The sequence below is a fragment of the Collinsella sp. An307 genome, assembly GCF_002161805.1.
Taxonomy (GTDB): Bacteria; Actinomycetota; Coriobacteriia; order Coriobacteriales; family Coriobacteriaceae; genus Coprousia.
On the sequence record NZ_NFIP01000005.1, the window covers coordinates 53,751 to 68,411 of the forward strand.

General features: G+C 61.5%; 13 protein-coding genes. 9 read left to right on the forward strand and 4 right to left on the reverse strand.

What is annotated here, in order from left to right; all coding sequences use genetic code 11:
* Nucleotides 1–92: 92 nt before the first annotated feature.
* From B5F89_RS05355 to B5F89_RS05375, 5 genes are all read left to right on the forward strand, one after another.
* A complete protein-coding gene (locus B5F89_RS05355; RefSeq protein ID WP_087430769.1) occupies nucleotides 93–2,543 on the forward strand; it encodes a tetratricopeptide repeat protein in 2,451 nt (816 codons plus the stop codon).
* A 102-nt stretch (nucleotides 2,544–2,645) separates the two neighbouring features.
* Complete coding sequence (locus tag B5F89_RS05360; RefSeq protein WP_087430770.1) at nucleotides 2,646–2,843, forward strand: hypothetical protein; 198 nt, start codon at nucleotides 2,646–2,648, stop codon at nucleotides 2,841–2,843.
* A 72-nt stretch (nucleotides 2,844–2,915) separates the two neighbouring features.
* Nucleotides 2,916–3,746 carry an ABC transporter ATP-binding protein gene (locus B5F89_RS05365; protein WP_087430881.1) on the forward strand — a complete coding sequence of 277 codons (831 nt, stop codon included), beginning with the start codon at nucleotides 2,916–2,918 and terminating at the stop codon, nucleotides 3,744–3,746.
* Nucleotides 3,736–6,009 carry an FtsX-like permease family protein gene (locus B5F89_RS05370; protein ID WP_087430771.1) on the forward strand — a complete coding sequence of 758 codons (2,274 nt, stop codon included), beginning with the start codon at nucleotides 3,736–3,738 and terminating at the stop codon, nucleotides 6,007–6,009. Before B5F89_RS05365 ends, B5F89_RS05370 begins: the two co-directional genes overlap by 11 nt.
* 426 nt (nucleotides 6,010–6,435) lie before the next feature.
* Nucleotides 6,436–6,855: a YxeA family protein gene (locus tag B5F89_RS05375; protein ID WP_087430772.1), complete on the forward strand. Its 420-nt coding sequence runs from the start codon at nucleotides 6,436–6,438 to the stop codon at nucleotides 6,853–6,855.
* A gap of 195 nt (nucleotides 6,856–7,050) precedes the next feature.
* On the opposite strand, the gene B5F89_RS05380 is transcribed toward B5F89_RS05375, so the two are convergent.
* The 4 genes from B5F89_RS05380 to B5F89_RS05395 all read right to left on the reverse strand — a co-directional run bounded on the left by B5F89_RS05380 (nucleotide 7,051) and on the right by B5F89_RS05395 (nucleotide 10,932).
* Nucleotides 7,051–8,706, reverse strand: coding sequence for a hypothetical protein (locus B5F89_RS05380; protein WP_087430773.1), 1,656 nt, complete (start codon nucleotides 8,704–8,706; stop codon nucleotides 7,051–7,053).
* Between the two features lie 9 nt (nucleotides 8,707–8,715).
* The gene (locus B5F89_RS05385) at nucleotides 8,716–9,483 is read right to left on the reverse strand and encodes an ABC transporter ATP-binding protein (protein ID WP_087430774.1); all 768 of its coding nucleotides are present in this window, start codon (nucleotides 9,481–9,483) and stop codon (nucleotides 8,716–8,718) included.
* A gap of 74 nt (nucleotides 9,484–9,557) precedes the next feature.
* Complete coding sequence (locus tag B5F89_RS05390) at nucleotides 9,558–9,746, reverse strand: Arc family DNA binding domain-containing protein (protein ID WP_087430775.1); 189 nt, start codon at nucleotides 9,744–9,746, stop codon at nucleotides 9,558–9,560.
* A gap of 154 nt (nucleotides 9,747–9,900) precedes the next feature.
* The gene (locus B5F89_RS05395; RefSeq protein ID WP_087430776.1) at nucleotides 9,901–10,932 is read right to left on the reverse strand and encodes an SPFH domain-containing protein; all 1,032 of its coding nucleotides are present in this window, start codon (nucleotides 10,930–10,932) and stop codon (nucleotides 9,901–9,903) included.
* Nucleotides 10,933–11,428: 496 nt separating this feature from the next.
* Between B5F89_RS05395 and pflB the strand changes: the two genes are divergently transcribed.
* From pflB to B5F89_RS05415, 4 genes are all read left to right on the forward strand, one after another.
* Nucleotides 11,429–13,525 (forward strand): formate C-acetyltransferase, encoded by a 2,097-nt coding sequence (gene pflB, locus B5F89_RS05400; protein WP_087430777.1) that lies wholly within the window; start codon nucleotides 11,429–11,431, stop codon nucleotides 13,523–13,525.
* Between the two features lie 106 nt (nucleotides 13,526–13,631).
* Nucleotides 13,632–13,883 (forward strand): autonomous glycyl radical cofactor GrcA3, encoded by a 252-nt coding sequence (gene grcA3 / locus B5F89_RS05405; protein ID WP_087430778.1) that lies wholly within the window; start codon nucleotides 13,632–13,634, stop codon nucleotides 13,881–13,883.
* Nucleotides 13,884–14,052: 169 nt separating this feature from the next.
* Nucleotides 14,053–14,319 (forward strand): BrnT family toxin, encoded by a 267-nt coding sequence (locus B5F89_RS05410; RefSeq protein WP_087430779.1) that lies wholly within the window; start codon nucleotides 14,053–14,055, stop codon nucleotides 14,317–14,319.
* Nucleotides 14,306–14,584: a hypothetical protein gene (locus tag B5F89_RS05415; RefSeq protein WP_087430780.1), complete on the forward strand. Its 279-nt coding sequence runs from the start codon at nucleotides 14,306–14,308 to the stop codon at nucleotides 14,582–14,584. Before B5F89_RS05410 ends, B5F89_RS05415 begins: the two co-directional genes overlap by 14 nt.
* Nucleotides 14,585–14,661 lie beyond the last annotated feature (77 nt).

Sequence of the window (14,661 nt, forward strand, 5' to 3'; positions counted from 1 at the left end):
CCGCTTCGTGTCCGCGCGAATCGCTATGATAAGGCATAAACAACGCATTCTATGGCGCCGCGCGCGGGCGCCATTGTGAGAGAGGCACTGCTATGTCTGCCCAAGAGATCAAGATTCCCCTGCTCTGCCAGGCAACGCATCTCAAGGCGCTTCCTGCGCAGGCGGAAGGGTCGCGCTATGCCGTGTGCTGGGGCGCCGGCATGCCGGAGCCTGAGGGAGGCCTTGGCTACCTTATTGATTTCACGGGCAAGCGCACCGGGTACGTGATCGCATGGATTCAAGACGGCGGCTACGTCTACGCCTGCGACGGGTACCTCGACGTCATTCCGGAACGCGAGCCCGACCTGAGCGTCGCCCGCTGGCGCAGCAACCCGCGCACGGGGCGCATCGCGCTGCGCACGCCGGGCGGCGAGGAGCGGCAGGTAACGGAATACAAGCAGCTCGATGACGGGTCCTACGCGCTTGTCGACCCGGTAAGCGACCTTGGGCCTGTGTACAGCGCATCTGCTGTCAACCTCCGGCAGATGCTCGCGGTGGCTTTTCTTGCCTTCTGGCATCTTCCCCGGCGAGCGGATGCGGGTGCCGCGTCCGGCAAGCGCATGGGCGAGGTCCTGACGGCGTTTTTGGACCTTCCCCCGGCAGATGCGATCGATGCGTTTTTGGGCGAGGTCAAACGAGGCGAGCGCACCTCTGGGTTCGAGCGCTATGCCGCGCGGATTCTGACTGATGCCGACCCCGTTACGCTCCGAGCGCTTACCGCGCGCCATGAAGTTTCTCTGCGTCGCTTAAGGACAACGGGGCTCTTTTGGTTTGCGTGCGATGTCGACGAGCTAAACGAGGAGGAATTCGATGCGCTGACGACGATGGAAGGGGCGCTCAACCGTCTCGCCCTCATCGCCCGCCGTGCGCGCGAGAATGGGGCGGATGACCTTTCCGCAGCGTCGGAGGCGTATTGCGCTGATGAGGACTGGCGTTGCGTGCGCGCCATTACCGACCAGACGGCGCCCTATCTCAAGCAGGCGGCGTATACCGACAATCGCCTGCTCAACCTGTTTGGCACCATGGGCGAGCGCGGGGGCGAATGGGACCTGCGCACGCGCGTTGCCATCCTTCTTGAGGAGCTGGCGCTGCCCTTTAGACTTACCTATCGTTTTTCTGCCAATGCCTCGCAGGGTGCGGTGACCATTACCGCAAAGGTCCCGGGTGCGCAGGCAATGCCGCGCTGGGTCCGCGCGCAGGCGCCGGGCGAGGAGGGAAGCCCCCTTGCGGATTGCAGCGGCCACGCAGAGGTTGCGGCGAGCGCCTATGCCCTCCGCCTTGCCACCGCCCTTGCCACGGTGGGGTTCAGTGCCAGCGCGGGCGTGGGCGGCGTACGGGTGGTTCTTTGCGAGGACCGCGCGTTTGAGCACCCGCTGCTGCGCATGGACGTGGACCGCGAGGGCTTCATCATGTCGGTCTACGATGTCGTGCGCAAAGGCGTTCTCTCTGAGCCGCGCCTCACGTGGAGTGTGAGCGGCATCAAAGAGCAGCTTTTGGCGGCACGCCTCACGTTCACGCTGAATGAGCGCCTGGGTTTGGAGCCCTTGGCCTTGCCGGAAGATGAGCGCACCGATCCAGACGCGGCGCGCACTTGCCCCGTTTGGGAAGACACCCGTTCGCTTACGCCAGAGCTCGCCGAGTTTCTTCATGCGGAGCGCGTATGTGACCTTGACGTGTACCACCTGGGCGAGGATCCGTTTGTCGGGCGCCTGCGCGAGGCAATTGCCCTCGCGGAGGGGCGTCCCGCCGAGGCGGCCCAGCAGCTCTCTGACCTGTTGGGCGTCATGAGTCTTATGGACGAGGATACTGGCTTGCGGCCGCTCTATTGCGCAAGCGGTGCTTCCCGTCTTGCGATGGCGCTTGTTGATGACGACCCGGCGGTGCGGTATCGCTACGTCTACGACTCGCAGTACGACGCGTACGTCTCGCTCGCAAACCTCTGCACCGACAACGGCGACGCCGAGCACGGGGCTGCCTACGCCGAGCAGGCGATTGAGCTCGGCCCAACCTCGCCGAGCGCCTATATCGCAGCGGCGACGGCCGAGTCTAAGCTCGGCGAGCTCGAGAAGGCGGCGGAGCATCTCAAGTGCGCCCTGCGCTTTGATGTCGATCCGGCGTCGTTCACCTACACGTATTACCGACTTGCCTTTGTGCTGTGGCGCATGGCCGACTATCGGACGAGTCTTGCTTGCTACCAGCGCGCTCTGCCCAACCCGCGTCTGCGCGAGATGGTTGAGGAGGAGATGCGCGACCTTATGACGGCGGCATCCGTCGAGAGTCGTCTGGAGCCGGAGGACGTGAGAGGCATACTTGATGCCGCGGAGATTCCGATCGCACCGAGCGACGAGATTCTCGAGGTTGCTGCGCGCGCGACGGTTCTGGCGGCCGACGCGGGCTTTTTGAACCTCGCGCATTCCTACGGACAGGTGCTCAGCCGTGTGGTGGGCGATGACGCCTTTGCGTCCACCCTGGCCTCTATGCGTCCGCGGAAACCCATGCATTAAGGATTCCTTTAGCCTACCTTACAAAACTGCAAGCCGGCTGTAAGGCAAATCGATGGATAGCGCAAACGCCTCCTGACACTATAGTGCCAGGAGGTGTTTTACATGGATGCCCTTTCAACCAATGCCATGTACACGAACATGACGAGAAAAAGTCCGTACGACCCCGAGCCTGTGCGCGACCGTCCACGCAGCCGCATTGTCCGCGCCGGTATGTCGGTCGTGGAGATGGTGGTGTGGATTGTCATCATGGCGGTGCTTGCCATCGGCATGATCGCCCTGCTCTGGAACGTCTCCAAATAACGCGGGCGCGCACGGCGCCCAAACTTGTACCGTATCTCTTATCGAGAAAGGACCGCTATGCTTCCGGCAACTATGACCTCGAGCCCGGCGCGGGCTGACCTTAGCAAGCTCCCCCAAACCCCTGCGCAGGCAACGTCGGCGCCGGTGCTCGAGGTGCGCCATGTAGAGAAGGTCTACGGCAACCGCCAAAACGTCACGCGTGCGCTGAACGACATCTCGTTTACCGTTTCCCGCGGCGAGTTTGTGGGCATCATGGGCGCCTCGGGCTCCGGCAAGTCGACGCTGCTCAACTGCGTCTCGACCATCGACGCCGTCACGTCGGGCCAGGTGCTTATCGACGGTACCGATGTGACCCGCATGAAGAGCGGCAAGCTCGCGCGCTTCCGTCGCGAGCAGCTCGGCTTCATCTTTCAGGATTCCAATCTGCTCGATACGCTGACCGCGCGCGAGAACATCGCGCTGCCGCTCACCATCAGCCATGTGCCCGCGCGCGAGGTACTGCGCCGCGTGGACGAGATGGCCCAGCGCCTCGGCATCCGCGAGATTCTGGAGAAGTATCCCTATCAGATGTCGGGCGGCCAGCAGCAGCGCGTTGCCGCGGCGCGAGCGCTCGTGACTGATCCCGCCCTCATCATGGCGGACGAGCCCACCGGTGCCCTCGACTCAAAAAACGCGCGCCTGCTTCTTGAGAGCTTCGAGACCATGAACGAGCGCCTGCGCGCAACGGTGCTCATGGTGACGCATGACAGCTTTGCCGCGAGCTACACGCATCGCGTGCTCTTCATTCGCGACGGCAAGATCTTTACCGAGCTTCGTCGCGGCGGCTCCACGCGTCAGGCGTTTTTCGAGCGCATCATGGAGGTCGTGGCGATGATGGGCGGTGAGGGTTCCGATGCTCTGTAAAATCGCCTTTGGCAACGTGCGGCGCGCGGGTAAAGATTATCTGGTCTACCTGCTTACCTTGACGCTCGCCGTCACGGTGTTCTACGCGTTCAACACCATCTCGGTGCAGGTGGATATCGCAGGTGTTTCGGCGCAAAACAACGGTGTGGGCGAGCTGCTCGGCAGCGTCATCTCCGGTCTCACGGTGTTCCTCGCCCTCGTTATGGGCTTTCTTATGGTCTACGCCAACAACTTCATCATGAAGCGGCGCAAGAAGGAGTTCGGCCTCTACCAGGTGCTCGGCATGGGGCGCGGACAAGTGTCTGCCATCATGGCGCTCGAGACGCTGTTTGTCTCGGGGGCGGCGCTCGTACTGGGGCTTTTGCTCGGCCTTGCCCTCTCTCAGCTTATGGTGTTCTTTACGGCGTCGCTCTTTAAGACGCAGATCGCCGACTTCCACTTCTTCTTCTCGCTCGGTGCGTTTGTGACCACGGTGGGCTGTCTTGTCGCCATCTTCTTGGTCACGCTCATCTTCAACCTGCGCGTGGTTGGCCGCGCTCGCATCATCGACCTCATGAGCGCGAGCCGCCAAAACGAGACAGTAAAGACGCGCAACCCCTGGATATCTGCAGCGGTCTTTCTTGTGGGCCTTGCGGCGATCATTGTCGCGTACGTGCGCCTGCTGCACGATGGGCTGCCCTACGACGGTCAGCCCGAGGCTATGAGCGCGTTTCTTGTCACTACGCTCATTGTGGTGGCGGGTACGATCCTCTTCTTCTTTGGTCTTTCGGGCTTTCTTCTCAAAGCGCTGCAGAGCGCGCGTGGTCTGTATTGGCGTGGCCTCAACATGGTGACGATGCGCCAGCTTGCCGCCAAGGTGAACACCGTGTCCTTCTCGATGGCCGTGATCGCGATGATTCTCTTTTTGGCCATTACCTCGGTAACGACGGGCATGTCCCTCGCCGACACGATGAACAACACCGTCGAGCGTGGCACGCCCGTGGACTACACGCGCTGCCTTGTGTACTTTGGCCCCGCCGTGGTGGACGAGATGAACGCTGCGGAAGCGGTGAGCGCATCCGCGCAGGAAGGCGGCGCCGCGAGCGATGCCGAGGCGGTGGTCGGGCGCACCGGGGCGGTGCGCTATGCGGTGGCGGACGCGCCGGTAGATGTGATGGAGGAGAGCGCACACGACGTCATCACGGCCACAAGCGATGAGATCGCACAGGGCGCACCCGCCGAGCAGCCCTTCGACCTTGCGTCGGTGGCGGGCGACTACATCCAGGTGGATGGGTACGACTCCACGCCGCGCGGTGCCGACCGCCCGGTCGTGACGCTCGGCGACCTGTGCCGCGCGGTCGACATGCCGCTTCCCGCCGGAGTGGACACGTCCAGCGAGAGCAGCTTGGGCCTTCTCGTCATGACCGAGAGCAACTACAACGACTACCTGCGGTTCCGCGGAATGGAGCCGATCGAGCTCGGCGAGGGCGGCTACACGATCCTCTCCGATATGGGCGCTACGGTGAACGACATCTACAACAAGGTGCTCGGCCAGGGGGTGGAGCTCCAAATCGACGGGCGCACGCTCACGCCTGCGCAGGACCGCGTGCCCGAGGATGCAAGCACCTTCCAGAACGCCATGATGGGCATGAATTCCGGCACCATTGTGCTGCCGGACGACCTGGTGGCCGCACTCGATCTGCCTCCGTACTACAGCTACCTCATGGTGAACTACGCCAACGGTGTCTCGACCGAAGAAGGTGACGCCTACGTGGGGGCACACCGGACGTACAGCGACGTGACGAACGACGCGGGTGAGAGCATTGCCGGCTGGGGCACCGAGGCGACGCGTACCAACACGTACGAGAGCACCGATACCATGAACGGCCTCATCAGCTACCTCGCCATCTACATTGGCTTTGTGCTCGTGGTGGCTTGTGCGGCGATTCTCACCATCCAGCAGCTCTCGGGCGTGGCGGACGCTGGGGCAAACTACCGAATCTTGGCAGAGCTCGGCACCTCTACGAAGGAGATTTCCCATTCCGTGCTGGCGCAGCAGACGGTCTTCTTCCTGTTCCCGCTGCTTATGGGTGTCGCTCATTCTATCGTGGCGCTCAGTGTGATCATCAAGCTCGTGGCGCTCTTTGGCGGACTCACCATCGAGGGCACGGTGGGCATCACGGGCCTGATCTTTGTGGTCGGTTACGGCGGGTACTTCTGCGTGACCTATCTCATGAGCAAGGGCATGGTGCGCGACTTTGTGAGGGTGCGCGCATCTGAGTAGGGTGTTGCAAGATAACGGGCCGTGCCCTGTTCCCGGGCGCGTTTGCGGGGCACGGCCGCTTCTGTCTGCGGAAAAAAGAAGCTTAGAACCGTTCGTATGGGATGGTTTGGCAGCCGTTTTGCGGGGTCTTGGTCAATGAAACGCTTCAAATAATTTTTTGGGCGGGCGAGCGCTGGGCCGTGTTTTGGCCGTCTAGATAAAACCCCAGCTAGAAGAGGTGGCAGCGGAAAGGAGTCGAGACTGAAAGGTCGTCAGGTACGGCGAGAAAGCTGATTTTCAAGCCAAACCCCTCTGTTTAGGCCCCTGAATCATTATTCTAAGCGCTTCAATGACCAGGCTGGCGCGAGGCAACGACGAATTGGTTGTTCCTGAGGCGCTGAAAAGTCATATACGAGGAATGGACGAGCTCTGAAAGGTGGGATTGCTATGAATCGATACGTTGCGCGCGGTTTGAAGGTGCTGGCAATCGCTGCCGCGCTTGTGCTGGCAGCGGTTGCAGCCGGGTGGGGCTACGAGAAAGTATTCATTTCTTCCGATGCGTGGTATGCGCAGGTGGACAACGAGAAGCTGACCACAGCGGACGAAAACAACAATGGCTTTGACTATCACTACGATTTGCCGGCGGTGAGCGCTGAGGGAGCTACGGAGACCCTTGGGTTTGACACGAGCCGCGAGCTTCGCGAAGGTGCCTACCTGCGTTTGGAAACGCTTGCACTCCGTGGCGTCTCCTCGTGGGAGGAGGTCGCATGGGACGAGATTCCCGCGGCCGCCCAAGAGAAACTTGTGCCTCCGGAGGGTCAGGATGCGACCGATGCGATTGCCGAGGAGGCGTCTCATGCTTCCTGAGCTTGATTGGGGGATTGCTGTTGCCGTTGCGACCGATATCTTGATGCCCCTGGCGGGTTGGGCCGCGGCAGCAGGTGTGATGTGGCTCATTTGGAGCGCCTATCGTGTGCATTGAGCGCGACGGATGATATCTAGACAGCAAAAGGGCGCCGCAGGGTAAGCGGCGCCCTTGGCGTCTCTAGGCACATCTATGGTCTAGTTGGTGTAGAGCCGCGCGTCTTTGCAGGTGCGCGTGAACCGCAGATGCCCTGCAACGATTCCGATGATGCCTGCTACGAGGTTGAGGGCGAGGCCTGCGGCAGGCGCGACGGTAAGCGACAGCGCGGGTGCGCCAAAGAGCCCGGTAAAGCTGAGCACCATGCCGCCAATAACGGTTACGTTGATAGGCTTGCTGCGCTTGACGACCTCGTTGGGAGAGGTCCAGGAGAAGTTGGGTTCCCGTGCATCGATGCCAAGGCCGACGTTCACCATAGCGTAGAACAGGCCAAAGGCGGTGACCAGAATCGAGACGGCGTGGAGGAAATCGACCTGGCCGGTCACCAACAGAATGAGCGCAGAGACAAGAAGCGTCACTCCCATAGGCACTGCGTTGGCGGCAAGTTTGGCGCCGAGGATCGTGCGCATAGGAAGTGGTGCGCTCGCACAGATCCACGCCGCCTTGCCCTCCATGGACACCGAGCAAGCGGCGCTTGGGCTTGCGATGGCACAGAACACAAAGACCCACGGCAGTGCGTTGGCGATGCCGCTTGCGGCTTCGCGGTAGGTCGCTGCATCCATTTCGATGCCGTTGAGCGCGCCTGACGCAAGGAAGTCCTCGAGCCCCACCACGCTTAGGGCCACGGCGATGATGAGCATGAGGAGGTAGCCAAATAAGCAATTGAACGCATAGGAAGGTATGCCGAGGAGGGTCTGGAGTTCTTTGCGCATAAGCGCGGCAAACGGTGCGGTATGCTCGCCGCTGCGACGGCGAAGTTCGCTGCCGGAGAGTGCGCGCCTGTGCACGCTGGCAGAAAGTGCTGCATTGATGTTGAGGTAGAAGCGCTGCATGACCTCGAGGGCGAGGGCGGGTACAGCAATCGATGCGGCAACAAATGCAACGAGCGCAACGAGGCTCCCCTTGGTGCAGGCGAGTGCGATCCAGCGGGCGGGCGGCCAAGCAATGCCGATGAGGTCGCTTGCAAGGGCAAGGCCGCTCTCGAGCTGCTGCATGGTTGCCTCATGGCCGCTCATGTTGCTCGAGAACGAAAATCCGTAGACCCCGATGAACAGCGCCGCGAAAGCGACGAGCGAGATGATGATATAGGCGAGGTTCGCATGGCGGAAGCGCGACGCGAGGGCAGCCACGCCAAAGGCCGCGAATATCGCGATGGCCGTGGGAATCGCGGGCGCGAGCAGCAGGCTTATGAGGCAGCTCACCACAGCCATAGGTGTGGAGTTAACCAGTAAGAGGTAGATAGCCCACATTGGGCCGCCGAGCACAAGACCCAAGAAGATGGCGCTTGCGTAGAGCGCGGCAACGCGCGAGGCAACGACGGTCCGGCGCGAAATGGGAAGCGACATCACAAGGTCAAAATCGGTGAGGCCAAAGAGCGTGCCGTTTGCCTTGAGGAACGTGAACACCACGCCGCCAACGGCACCCATAACGACCGCGAAGGCGGGAATGGCGTCGGCGAGTCCAAGGGACATGAGTGAGACGCCGGTAAGCGCGAGGTAGAACACGCCGAGAAGGCAAAGTAGCACATAGCTCCCGATGATCAGGCAGCCGCCGCTGCGTCCTGAGCGCGTGCGCGGGGCGAGGCTGTGGAGCAGCGCTAAGAGCTGGACGCGTATGAGGATGAGAAAGGTGCGCATGCTGCCCTCCTAGCCGAGGTTGCTCTGCGCGGGCGACTCGGGCTTGTCAACATCGGTGAGCTCGAGGAACACGTCCTCAAGAGAATCGTCGCCGCGCACCTCGTCGGTAGTGCCGGAAGTCACCAGTTCGCCCTTACGAATGATGGCGACCTTGTTGCAGAGCTTCTCGACCACCTCGAGAACATGGGAGGAGAAGAAGACTGCCCCACCGGAGGCGGCAAGTTCGTGCAGGATGGTTTTGAGCTCGTGGGAGGCCAGCGGGTCGAGGCCCACGAAGGGCTCGTCAAGCAGAAGCAGCTTGGGGGCGTGAATCAGCGCGCCTATGAGGACGAGCTTCTGGCGCATGCCGTGCGAGTAGCCGCTGATCTGGTTGCCGAGGTCCTGGGCAATCTCCAGACGCTCGGCGAGCTCGGCGATGCGTGCCGTGCGTGCGTCGGCGGGCACCTCAAAAATGTCGGCGATGTAGGTGAGGTACTGGATGCCCGTCATGAAATCGTAGATGTCGGGGTTATCCGGCACGTAGGCGATCTGGCGCTTTGCCGCGACGGGGTCAGCCGATACGTCGACGCCGCAGACGCGGATCGTGCCGGCATCGACGGGCTGGACACCGGCGATGGAGCGAATGAGCGTTGTCTTGCCGGCGCCGTTGTGGCCAATGAAGCCGTAGATGTCGCCGGCCTCGACGGTGAGCGACAGGTCACGTACGGCGAGTTTCTTGCCGTAGCGCTTCTCGTAATGGGCGACCTCGAGAATCGGGGTGCGGTTGGGGATGGACATGGTTCCTCCGAAAGGTATGTGATTGTGGGTTGTGTTTCTTGCGGGAGTAGTGGGAGAGAGCGGAAAGGTGGTCGCTACGATTGGTCATCGTCCGACCCGTGCTCTTCGCCCCGCTTTTTGGGCAGGCGCCCGGCACGCTTGAGCGCATCGCGCAATATCCACTCCACCTGACCGTTGGCGCTGCGCATCTCGTCATCGGCCCAGCGTTGCACCGCCTCCCAGATAGCGGGGTCTATGCGAAGGGGATACTGCTTACGGGCCATACCAACCAACTGCCTACATAGGAATGCGCAAAATAGTTCTCATTGCGAGCCTCTATAAGCTCGCGTCGTCCGCCGGGATGTTCCCTAAGCGCGCATTCCGCAGGCCGAAGGCCGAGGACGCGCGCGTGGGAACTTCCCGGCGGACGCAGGTGCGTTAATAGAGCGAGCCAGCGTTCACGATGGGCTTCGCCTCGGACTCGCCGCAAAGGACGACCATGAGGTTCGAGGCCATCTGCGCCTTGCGCTCCTCGTCGAGGTCGATCTTGCCGTGCTGGCCGAGCTCGTCGACGGCCATCTCGACCATGGTGACGGCACCCTCGACAATCTTCTTGCGGGCGGCGATCACGGCTTCTGCCTGCTGACGGCGAAGCATCGCCTGGGCAATCTCGGGCGCGTAGGCAAGGTGCGTGAGGCGCGCGTCGTCCACGGCCACGCCGGCGGGCGAGAGGCGCTGCGTGAGCTCGTGCTTGAGCGCCGTGGAGACCTCCTCAATATTGGAGCGCAGCGTGATGGAGTCCATGGAGTCGCTCGAGTCCTCGGCGTGGTCGTAGGCGTAGATGCTCGCCACGTGGCGAAGCGCCGTCTCGGCTTGCGTGGCCACGAACTGCTCGTAGTTATCCACGTCGAAGAGGGCCTTGGCGGTGTCGGCCACGTGCCACACCACGACGTTGGCGATCTCGATGGGGTTGCCCATCTTGTCGTTGACCTTCAGGATCTCGCCGTTCAGCGTGCGCGCGCGGACAGAAACCTTGGTGGAGAGGGCCTTGGTCGCCTTGGTGGCCGTCTCAATCTGCTTGCCGAGTGAGAGTCCGGACTTGCTGATGACCTCGGCTGTGGCGTTCTCGGCGGTGCCGTCGGAGCCCATGGAGCGGCTGTAGAAGGGGTTCGCCCAGCGGAAGCCCTCGTCGCGGACGGTGCCCTTGTAGTCGCCGAAGAGGATACAGACGCGCGCCTGGCCCGGCTGCAGCGTGAAGAAGCCGGAGACGAGGATGCACCAAGCGATGAAGAGGACGACGCTTGCGATGACCATGATGACCGGGAGCGTGGCGGACTCGCCGGAATCCTCTGTGGCGACGGCGAGCACGATGCCGCCGACGAACAGGGCGATAACGACCACGGTTCCAACGAGGCTCAGCGCGAGCATGCCCCAGCCGGACGCAGCTTTGATCTTCTTCTCGGTACTCATGAGAGTTCCTTTCTCGATGTCAGCCGCACGATGCGGCTCGCGCGCCGCGGGGAGGTTCTATCCCGATGGCGCTTCCCCTGGTTTGTGGCGGGGGGGGGGTGCTCCCCGAACGAACGCTCCCTTTCCGTTCATTGATTGCATTGTGATATCACATTGGTCTCACGTCAACTACCGTTCGCCGACAAGTGCGTCGGTGAACGGCCTCCGCGCCGCCACGTGGATGACCATCTTGTACGACAGTCCGCTCCCAAACGTGTAGTTAGCTGTAGGTAACTTGTGAACCTCTAATAATCGGCAGACGGAGGCCCGAGGCATGGGGTCCCTATGATATGCTAGCGCCCTAGATTAAACTCCCGATGAGCTGCGGAAACTGTGTTCGGGAACGCACATTAGCTTTGGTCTGGGCCAAAGGCGATTGCCCGGTACGGTACCCAAGCGCGTCGGGACGACCCGTTTGCACCGGAGGCCCCGGTCAAACAATAAGGAGCGTGGTTTCATGCAGCAGGCCTGGGAGGGCTTCAAGCCCGGTACCTGGATGGGCGAGGTCGACGTGCGCGACTTCATCCAGCGCAACTACACCCCCTATGAAGGCGACGAGTCGTTCCTCGCGGGACCCACTCAGCGCACCACCGACCTGTGGCGTGACGTCATGGCGCTGCTCACCAAGGAGCGCGAGCAGGGTGGCGTGCTCGACATGGACACCAAGACGGTCACGGGCATCGTGGCGCATCCGGCGGGCTACATCGACCCGGCGCACCCCGAGCGCGAGACCATCGTGGGCCTTCAGACCGATAAGCCGCTCAAGCGCGCCTTGCACGTCAACGGCGGTATCCGCATCTCGGTCCAGGCGGCGGCCCAGCACGGCTACCAGATCGACCCCGACGTGATCGAGACCTACACCTACCGTCGCAAGACCCATAACGCCGGTGTTTTTGATGTCTATACGCCCGAGATGCGCGCCTGCCGCTCGTCGCACGTCATCACGGGCCTGCCCGACGGTTACGGCCGCGGCCGCATCATCGGCGACTACCGCCGCGTGGCCCTCTACGGCGTTGACTTCCTCATCAAGGACAAGGAGGCCCAGAAGGCCTCCACGCCTGTGGTCATGACCGAGGCAAACATCCGCGACCGCGAGGAGCTTACCGAGCAGATTCGTGCGCTCCAGCAGCTCAAGATGATGGCCGACTTCTATGGTTTTGACATCTCGGGCCCGGCGACCAACGTTCAGGAGGCCATCCAGTGGACGTACTTTGCCTATCTCGCTTCCGTTAAGGACCAGAACGGCGCTGCCATGTCCATGGGCCGCACCTCGACCTTTATCGACATCTACGCCGAGCGCGACCTCGCCCGCGGTACGTTCACCGAGGAGCAGATCCAGGAGTTCGTCGACCACTTCATCATGAAGCTCCGCATGGTCAAGTTCGCCCGCACGCCCGAGTACCAGAACCTGTTCTCCGGCGACCCGCAGTGGGTGACCGAGTCCATCGGTGGCATGGGCGTCGACGGCCGCACGCTCGTCACCAAGACCGCCTTCCGCTACCTCCACACGCTCGAGAACATGGGCACCTCGCCCGAGCCCAACCTGACGGTGCTCTGGTCGGTGAACCTGCCCCAGAAGTTCAAGGAGTTCTGCGCCAAGGCCTCCATCGCGAGCTCGTCGATTCAGTACGAGAACGACGACGTCATGCGCGTCTACCACGGTGACGACTACGCCATCGCCTGCTGTGTCTCCTCCATGCGCATCGGTAAAGAGATGCAGTTCTTTGGCGCCCGCGCGAACCTTGCCAAGTGCCTGCTCTACGCCCTCAATGGCGGTGTGGACGAGATCTCCAAGAAGCAGATTGGCCCGGCCTACCGTCCGGTGGTGGGCGACACCTTGGACTACGACGATGTCATGGCCAAGTTCCGCGACATGATGCGCTGGCTCGCCGGCGTGTACGTGAACGCGCTCAACATCATCCACTACATGCACGACAAGTACTGCTACGAGGCCATCCAGATGGCGCTGCACGACAAGCACGTCAAGCGCTGGTTTGCCACAGGCATTGCCGGCCTCTCCGTTGTGGCCGACTCGCTCTCTGCCATCAAGTACGCCAAGGTGCACCCCATCCGCGACGAGCAGGGCGTGATCGTGGACTTTGAGATTGAGGGCGAGTTCCCCAAGTACGGCAACGACGATGACCGCGTGGACCAGATTGCGCACGACGTGGTGCACGAGTTCATGGAGTTCATCCGCATGAACGACACCTACCGCGACTCCATCCCCACCACGTCGGTGCTTACCATCACCTCCAACGTGGTGTATGGCAAGAACACCGGCGCCACGCCGGACGGCCGTAAGAAGGGCGTGCCGTTCGCCCCGGGCGCGAACCCTATGCACCAGCGTGACACGCACGGCGCCATCGCGAGCCTGTCCTCGGTATCGAAGCTGCCCTTCCGCGACGCTCAGGACGGCATCTCCAACACGTTCTCGATCATCCCGGGCGCGCTTGGCAAGGAGGACGAGGTCTTCTTTGGCGACATCGACCTGGACAGCCTGGACTTCTCCACGGCCGAGTTCTTGGTTGAGAGCCCGGATTGCGCCGAGTGCTAATGCATATTTGGGGACGGGGTCGTTTCGTGCAGGGCGGCGGCCCCGGCCCGTGTTAGAAATGTTATGATTGCGCTATCAAATAGCGCTGCTCGCGAAAGGAGCTTCCATGCAGGTCAAAGACGTGCCTCAGGCTCAGGCCGATAATCTGGTCCAGATGCTCGACGCCTACACCGAGAAGGGCGGCCACCATCTGAACGTCAACGTGTTCAACCGTGACACGCTGCTCGACGCGCAGGCTCACCCCGAGAAGTACCCGCAGCTCACCATCCGCGTGAGCGGCTACGCGGTGAACTTCCACAACCTCACCAAGGAGCAGCAGGACGAGGTCATCAGCCGTACGTTCCACAACGCGATGTAACGTCGCGTAACGCGCCGTAGAACCATCCTCACATAGGGCAGCCTCCGCCTGCGCGGGCGGGGGGATACCGGCCATGGCTTTAGAGCTGTGGCCGGTTTTTTTGTTAGGAAGTGATGCATAAACAAGTACGGAAACAGTACATAAATGAGATATCATTAAGGAGCTTGGAATGGAGTTTGAATGGGACCCAGTAAAGAGTGCGGCTAATTACAAGAAGCATGGAGTGAGTTTCACGGAGGCGCTTGAGCTATTCGGCGATCCCGAACGAATCGAGGTGGTGCTTTCATATCAAGAGGAGCGGCGCTTTGCGGTGGTGGGAATGGTGCGCGGGAAACATTGGACTGCCATCATTACCTATCGTGAGGGGCGAACAAGAATCATCTCAGTGAGGCGTTCACATCCCAAGGAAGAGAGGGCATACGATGAAAACCTTTAACAGCTCACAAGAGATGGAGCGCGTCTTTGATGAGGGTGAGGAGAGTATCCTTGATTATGCCGATATGTCTACGCTAAAGAAGCCCGGAAAAGCGGCGACGAGGCGTGTGGCCCTCGATATGAACGCCTCGGCAATCGCGCGACTGGATTCTTTTGCAGAGCGTTATGGTGTGTCGCGGCAGGCGCTGATCAAGGTGTGGTTGATGGAGCGCATGGATGAAGAAGATGCGCGAGCGGCTCATTTGAGCGCTCCGTCAGTAGTATAGTTTGTCTTGCAGAACCTATTGCCGGCCATGGTTTCACAGCTGCGGCCGGTTTTTGAAAATAGATGCAACTCAATGAA

What these genes read in the sequence shown, in the direction of transcription:
- B5F89_RS05355 (WP_087430769.1), top strand. Translation starts at nt 93, where the DNA reads ATGTCTGCCCAAGAGATCAAGATTCCCCTGCTCTGCCAGGCAACGCAT.
- B5F89_RS05360 (WP_087430770.1), top strand. Translation starts at nt 2,646, where the DNA reads ATGGATGCCCTTTCAACCAATGCCATGTACACGAACATGACGAGAAAA.
- B5F89_RS05365 (WP_087430881.1), top strand. Translation starts at nt 2,916, where the DNA reads ATGACCTCGAGCCCGGCGCGGGCTGACCTTAGCAAGCTCCCCCAAACC.
- B5F89_RS05370 (WP_087430771.1), top strand. Translation starts at nt 3,736, where the DNA reads ATGCTCTGTAAAATCGCCTTTGGCAACGTGCGGCGCGCGGGTAAAGAT.
- B5F89_RS05375 (WP_087430772.1), top strand. Translation starts at nt 6,436, where the DNA reads ATGAATCGATACGTTGCGCGCGGTTTGAAGGTGCTGGCAATCGCTGCC.
- B5F89_RS05380 (WP_087430773.1), bottom strand. Translation starts at nt 8,706, where the DNA reads ATGCGCACCTTTCTCATCCTCATACGCGTCCAGCTCTTAGCGCTGCTC.
- B5F89_RS05385 (WP_087430774.1), bottom strand. Translation starts at nt 9,483, where the DNA reads ATGTCCATCCCCAACCGCACCCCGATTCTCGAGGTCGCCCATTACGAG.
- B5F89_RS05390 (WP_087430775.1), bottom strand. Translation starts at nt 9,746, where the DNA reads ATGGCCCGTAAGCAGTATCCCCTTCGCATAGACCCCGCTATCTGGGAG.
- B5F89_RS05395 (WP_087430776.1), bottom strand. Translation starts at nt 10,932, where the DNA reads ATGAGTACCGAGAAGAAGATCAAAGCTGCGTCCGGCTGGGGCATGCTC.
- pflB (WP_087430777.1), top strand. Translation starts at nt 11,429, where the DNA reads ATGCAGCAGGCCTGGGAGGGCTTCAAGCCCGGTACCTGGATGGGCGAG.
- grcA3 (WP_087430778.1), top strand. Translation starts at nt 13,632, where the DNA reads ATGCAGGTCAAAGACGTGCCTCAGGCTCAGGCCGATAATCTGGTCCAG.
- B5F89_RS05410 (WP_087430779.1), top strand. Translation starts at nt 14,053, where the DNA reads ATGGAGTTTGAATGGGACCCAGTAAAGAGTGCGGCTAATTACAAGAAG.
- B5F89_RS05415 (WP_087430780.1), top strand. Translation starts at nt 14,306, where the DNA reads ATGAAAACCTTTAACAGCTCACAAGAGATGGAGCGCGTCTTTGATGAG.